Source organism: Methylomonas rivi (assembly GCF_024505165.1).
GTDB lineage: Bacteria > Pseudomonadota > Gammaproteobacteria > Methylococcales > Methylomonadaceae > Methylomonas > Methylomonas rivi.
Genome location: NZ_JANIBK010000189.1, coordinates 1 through 5,913, shown reverse-complemented (window position 1 = coordinate 5,913; position 5,913 = coordinate 1). Strand labels below are relative to the sequence as shown.

Annotated in this window: 6 protein-coding genes; 4 read left to right on the top strand and 2 right to left on the bottom strand. The window is 53.8% G+C overall.

Annotated features, from left to right (window positions below; translation table 11 throughout):
- Nucleotides 1–272 precede the first annotated feature (272 nt).
- From NP596_RS19370 to rimI, 4 genes are all read left to right on the top strand, one after another.
- Nucleotides 273–1,172: a hypothetical protein gene (locus NP596_RS19370; protein ID WP_256617049.1), complete on the top strand. Its 900-nt coding sequence runs from the start codon at nt 273–275 to the stop codon at nt 1,170–1,172.
- An 860-nt stretch (nt 1,173–2,032) separates the two neighbouring features.
- Nucleotides 2,033–3,577 (top strand): 2-isopropylmalate synthase, encoded by a 1,545-nt coding sequence (locus NP596_RS19365; protein ID WP_256617048.1) that lies wholly within the window; start codon nt 2,033–2,035, stop codon nt 3,575–3,577.
- A 12-nt stretch (nt 3,578–3,589) separates the two neighbouring features.
- Complete coding sequence (locus NP596_RS19360; protein WP_256617047.1) at nt 3,590–4,333, top strand: uracil-DNA glycosylase; 744 nt, start codon at nt 3,590–3,592, stop codon at nt 4,331–4,333.
- A 5-nt stretch (nt 4,334–4,338) separates the two neighbouring features.
- Complete coding sequence (rimI, locus tag NP596_RS19355) at nt 4,339–4,893, top strand: ribosomal protein S18-alanine N-acetyltransferase (RefSeq protein WP_256617050.1); 555 nt, start codon at nt 4,339–4,341, stop codon at nt 4,891–4,893.
- A 57-nt stretch (nt 4,894–4,950) separates the two neighbouring features.
- Here the strand turns inward: rimI and NP596_RS19350 are convergent, their stop codons facing one another.
- Together NP596_RS19350 and NP596_RS19345 are read right to left on the bottom strand one after the other, a co-directional pair.
- The gene (locus tag NP596_RS19350; protein WP_256617046.1) at nt 4,951–5,478 is read right to left on the bottom strand and encodes a hypothetical protein; all 528 of its coding nucleotides are present in this window, start codon (nt 5,476–5,478) and stop codon (nt 4,951–4,953) included.
- Between the two features lie 247 nt (nt 5,479–5,725).
- Nucleotides 5,726–5,913 (bottom strand): hypothetical protein (locus NP596_RS19345; protein ID WP_256617045.1); only part of this gene is annotated, 188 nt, incomplete at its 5' end.

Here is a 5,913-nt window from a genome sequence, read left to right as displayed (position 1 = left end):
AAAAGACTGGCCTTATTCGAGTTTTCATAATTACGTCAAGCAAGGATTTTCTCCCGAGAACTGGGGTAGCGTTATGCCGTTGGATATTGAAGGCATTGAATAACTCGAAAGATGCGCCGCCCGATGGTTGGCGCATCCTACGGGCTTGTCACCGATGATATACGGAAAGGAAAATCATACCTGTTCAAGAAATTATCGCGTAGCGGAGAATTTGCCGATAGATATACGGTTAACTATTTAATGTCTTGTTGTGTCTTACAGGAGAAATTTCGATGAATCTACATCCAGTCGTTGCAGGCTTTATCCCGAACATCTTTGTGACATATCGCGTAAAAGATGGATATGCCGAAATTGCCACACTGTGGGGCGCAATGAAGGGGAGCGTTCCTATATCTGGGGCAAGCATCAGCTTGGAAGGGGGAGGTTTTCTTCAGGTCTCGGTTGGCACACTGACCATTACTGGCAGAAATGCAGAAACACTCGTTTGGAACAATGTCCTTGGTGCCAAAGGAGTAAGAGCTCGTCTAAAAGCGTTAGCAAAGCAAACATTGGGAGCTCCGTCTGCGTCGACAAAAGCTCAAGAGACCGACACTGACCAAGTTCCAAGTGGAGTAAAGTTTAGCTCCAAAGTTGTGGTTGTCCCCGGATATCTATCTGGCTTGACCCACAGCGGAGAATTTCTGAATTTAATGGAAAGGAAAAGCTACCCTTGGATAAATAGAGGTGACATAGTTGGAGAATTCCGAATCCATGATAGCGATCACATCGCGCCAATTCGAGCTCCTGCTTCCGGGTTGCTACTTCATAAAGAGCTAAGTTGTGACGGTTGTAGCGCCTCTAGCGCCCGCGAATGGAATAATCGAGTGCAGCCTCCCCTTGCAAAGCTTGCAATCTTGCTTCCAGAAGATGAGTCGGCCCCAGAATCTGTCCAATACATATATTCGGAGATGTGTCGAATAGTATGCGAAATGAAGCACCGTTACCTTGAGAAATCACGTTACTGGAGTATGGGTCCTTTTACGTCAGAAGTATTTGACGAGCTTGTTAAACTACAGACAGCTCGCGAGCCAAAGATCTTTGACGCGGTTCCAAACTGGCGTGACTACATAGAGGAGGCGAAAGTTAAAAGGCCGGAGTTGCGACCATTGCTGGCGCATCTACGAACACCGTAGATGCAATGCGCGATAGAATGTGCCCAGTCGGGTAAGGGAGAGTTCCTCTTCCGCCGCCTTGGGTAAGGCCGTAGATGCGGTAAACGAGAACCGCATCGTTCGCGTTGGTGCGGCTTGTAAACTCACCGCACCCTACGCCTGATTTGGGCTAGCCAAGTAGGCCGGAATAAGCCTGTAGGCGTTTCCGGCAAAGCTTTTGCTATTTGTCGCATTCCGCCGGAAACGCTATCGCTTATTCCGGCCTACATTTGGGAAAGGAATTGCGCAACGTCAGGATTGTAGATGCGGTAAACAACATGCACCGCATATTTCGCGAGTGTAGCGGTTCGTAAACTCGCCGCAGACTACGCCAGCTTTTAGCTGAACATTTACCCTTGGCGCTTTTGTTCCGTCTGACGGATTTTGGCCGGTCGGCGCTTCCGGCGGGTTTGTCTGAGTGTGTTGAAATTGGACTCGTTGGCGGAATTCGCAGGGTACGAAATTTTGCAATATGAGTGGCACAAAATCCGGATAAAAATCAATCGACCATTTTTAACTAATTCTGTCATTCGATACAAAAACTGACGTCAAAACCGGCTTCGCGATGTGCTTCTTAAATTTACGCCTCGGTTTGAATCTTGCCCGGCGACAATCGGATACTTGAGCCGATTCCCGCAATGCAGTATAGTTCCTCTCCATGAACACTCAATCGCACGTCCATTTTGCCGATTCGATTTGCTTGCCATGCCTTGGCGGGTTTCCGTTCGCCCTGTCTTTAAGACTGCTGCTGCCCTGAGGGGCGCGCATTCTATCCACCTAAAAAAATAAACCCATTTTCTGTTACTCGGCCGCGGAGCCGAACGTTTCATGACGGAGTTCTCATGAAAGACAAATTGATAATTTTCGATACCACTTTGCGCGACGGCGAGCAAAGTCCCGGCGCGTCGATGACGCGCGATGAAAAAGTGCGGATTGCCAGGGCTCTGGAACGCATGAAGGTCGACGTGATCGAAGCCGGTTTTCCGGCCGCCAGCCAGGGCGATTTCGAAGCCGTGCAGGCCGTGGCCGATGCGATTAAAGACAGCACGGTGTGCGGTTTGGCGCGGGCGTTGGACAAAGACATCGACCGGGCCGGCGAAGCCTTGAAGGGCGCGCAAAGTTCGCGCATTCATACCTTTATCGCCACCTCGCCGATTCACATGCAGAAGAAGCTGAACATGCAGCCGGACCAGGTCATCGAGTATGCGGTGCGGGCGGTAAAGCGCGCCCGCCAATATACCGATAATGTGGAGTTTTCGCCGGAAGACGCCGGCCGCTCGGAAGAGGATTTCTTGTGCCGGATTCTGGAAGCGGTGATCGATGCCGGCGCCCGTACCTTGAACATTCCGGATACGGTCGGTTACAGCATGCCGCAACAATTCGGCGCTACCATCGCCAATCTGATTCAACGCATACCGAACTCGGACAAGGCGATTTTTTCCGTGCATTGCCACAACGATTTGGGTTTGGCGGTGGCCAACTCCTTGGCGGCGGTGATGAACGGCGCCCGCCAGGTGGAATGCACCATCAACGGTTTGGGCGAACGCGCCGGCAATGCCTCGTTGGAAGAGGTGGTGATGGCGGTACGCACCCGGCAGGATTTTTTCGGTTGCGATACCGGCCTGGATACCCGCGAAATCGTCACCTGCTCGAAGCTGGTGTCGTCGATTACCGGTTTTCCGGTACAGCCCAACAAGGCCATCGTCGGCGCCAACGCCTTCGCGCACGAGTCCGGCATTCACCAGGACGGCGTCTTGAAAAACCGCGAGACTTACGAAATCATGCGCGCCGAGGATGTGGGCTGGACCACCAACCGCATGGTATTGGGCAAGCATTCCGGCCGCAACGCCTTCAAGACCCGCATGGCGGAATTGGGGGTGGATTTTGCCGGCGAAGCCGAGTTGAACGATGCGTTTTTCCGCTTCAAACAATTGGCCGACAAAAAACACGAAATTTTCGACGAAGACTTGCAGGCCTTGATCTCCGAACAAGGTTTCGAGGCCGAGGACGAGCATATCAAATTGGTGGCGCTGAAAGTCTGTTCCGAAACCGGCGAAGTGCCCAACGCCACGGTGACGATACGCGTGGACGGTAAGGAAATGACCGGCTGCGCGCAAGGCGGCGGCGCGGTGGACGCCAGTTTGAAAGCCATCGAAAGCTTGGTGAAAACCGGGGCTATCTTGGCCTTGTATTCGGTCAACAACATCACCAACGGTACCGACGCGCAGGGCGAAGTGACCGTGCGGCTGGAACATGCCGGCCGTATCGTCAACGGTTCCGGCGCCGATACCGATATTGTGATCGCATCGGCCAAGGCCTATATCAATGCGGTCAACAAGCTGCAAAGCGGCAATCAACGGCAGCATCCGCAAAAGGGCGATGTTTAAGCGTTAAAGCGGATGGATAAGGCAACCCGCTTGCACTATCTGGAGGCGATGGGGATAGCTGTCTGGGTGCCCAGGCAGCGGCCCGTCGCCACCATGCCGGCGCTTGAAGAAACATCGGCAGCGGAAAATACGGCTGACGTAGGCTGGGTAGAGCGAAGCGAAACCCAGCAAACGACATTGCACACTCCTTACGACGACTCCGCCTGGAACCAACTGCAACATGAGGTCTCGCTTTGCCGCGCCTGCGGCTTATGCGAAACCCGCACCCAAACCGTGTTCGGGGTCGGCAACCGTCATGCCGGTTGGATGCTGATCGGCGAAGCGCCGGGGCAAAACGAGGATTTGCAAGGCGAACCCTTCGTCGGCAAGGCCGGTCAATTGTTGAACGAAATGCTGCGGGCGATCGGTTTGGCGAGGGAGGAAGTCTTTATCGCCAATGTGCTGAAATGCCGCCCGCCCGCCAACCGCGATCCGCAAGCCGAAGAAGTGGCCGCCTGCCGCGACTTTCTGCGCCGGCAGATTGCGCTGTTGCAACCCAAGATTATTCTGGCGGTCGGCCGCATCGCCGCGCAAAATTTACTCAACACTCAGCAACCTCTGGCAAAATTACGCGGCAGGCAACACCGCCTGGAAAATATCCCGCTGGTGGTGGTGCACCATCCGGCTTATCTGTTGCGTGCCCTGACGGAAAAAGCCAAAGCCTGGGACGATTTGCAATTTGCGTTGTCCGTTTATCAATCGCTACAAGAACAATAAAAATGATGTGGAAATTGCTGCATAAATTGAAAGATGCCGTGGTATACGACGCCGACCGCGAGTTTTACGCCAAAGTGTTTCCGGATTCGGTGGAGAGCAAGGATTTGCTGAGACTGCGCAAAATGGACCACGGCGATTTGCCCAGCGTGCTGAAAATCGAAAATTTAAATTACGACTTTCCCTGGTCGGAAGGCGTGTTCAAGGATTGTTTCCGGGCCATGAACTATGTCAACTGGGTGTGCGAGGCGCCGGGGGACGCCATCGTCGGCTACTGCATCATTTCGGTGATGGCCGGCGAAGCCCACGTCATGAACATCAGCGTCAGCCCGGAGTTCCAACGCCAGGGCGCTGGCCGCAAGATGCTGAACCATCTGATCGAATACGCCCGGCCGCGGGCCGAGAAGCTGTTTCTGGAAGTTCGGCCCAGCAATCCCGGTGCAATCAACTTATACCGGCAAACCGGTTTTCGGGAAATCGGCGTGCGCAAGGGCTATTACCCCGCCAAGGGCGGCCGGGAAGATGCGATCATGTTCGAGCTGGATTTGGTGCCGATGCTGTAAAAATCGGCTTACAAATTTTTGGGTATTCCGGCCGACGTATTTAGGGACGAGACGAGGTCAATCGGCCTCGTACGAGGCGTGCTGCGAGTCGTTGACCAAGGCGGCGAAGTCGTCGGCGGCCGTGTATTCGTCCTCGGTTATCTGGTATTTCTCTAAAAAATACTCCCGCAACCAGGTTTTGGTCTCGGCATGTTTGGTCTTGGCGGCATCCGGCGTCGTTTGCAGTCTTTGTCTGACGGCATGGTCCGGCATCAGCAGCAGTTCGATGTCGGCCATGGCCACGTATTTCTCCGGGCGAGTATTGCGGCCGTTGAAAATCTTGAATAACTGGTGCTTTTTCAATTCCAGATGCACCGACAACTCTTCCTTGAATTCCAGAAACAGCAATAACAAATCGCTGCCGCAACAGCTATCGTCGTTGAGGCGGTGCAGGCGGTTCAGCAAATGGTGAATCGCAAAACGGTACAGCTTGGATTCGCGGACAAACAAGCGGGCCGCCGTCGATCTGACGGCGATGCGATCCGCATTGCTTAAGCGCATGGAGACGATGTACTTCCGATCGTTGAAAAATTCGTTTTCGCTCAACGCCTGCTTCCTTTAAAAGTATTGCTCAAAGCCGAGGGGCTACATTTACCATCGGCGCAGAATACTGCGTTAATGTTACAGCTTTATAACAGTTTGATTACAAAGTTCTTTTTGAACGGGTTGCGGCAATCGCAGCCGGGGATGCGGCGGCTCGCCAATCCGGGGCCAAGCTCGCTTGACCCCGCTGAATCCAGCATCCGCCGACAGCGGCGCCGGGCCCGGCCAACGGTCCGGAATCCGCCGGGTGTCATAAAACAGTCATATTGACTTCGCATAATTCGGGCATGACGAAGTTATGGCTACTATCCGCAAATGAATTCGCGGCACCGCGATTTTCCATTCGATTGTTCAACGGGCAAGGGGGGCTGCCGCCGCTGGCGGCGGGCATTGCGAGCGCGTTATATCTGGTTTGGGCGCTGATCTCCTGGCCGCGGC

Excerpts from the sequence above, each read along its gene's own strand:
- rimI (WP_256617050.1), top strand. The coding sequence starts at position 4,339 with ATGTGGAAATTGCTGCATAAATTGAAAGATGCCGTGGTATACGACGCC.
- NP596_RS19360 (WP_256617047.1), top strand. The coding sequence starts at position 3,590 with ATGGATAAGGCAACCCGCTTGCACTATCTGGAGGCGATGGGGATAGCT.
- NP596_RS19370 (WP_256617049.1), top strand. The coding sequence starts at position 273 with ATGAATCTACATCCAGTCGTTGCAGGCTTTATCCCGAACATCTTTGTG.
- NP596_RS19365 (WP_256617048.1), top strand. The coding sequence starts at position 2,033 with ATGAAAGACAAATTGATAATTTTCGATACCACTTTGCGCGACGGCGAG.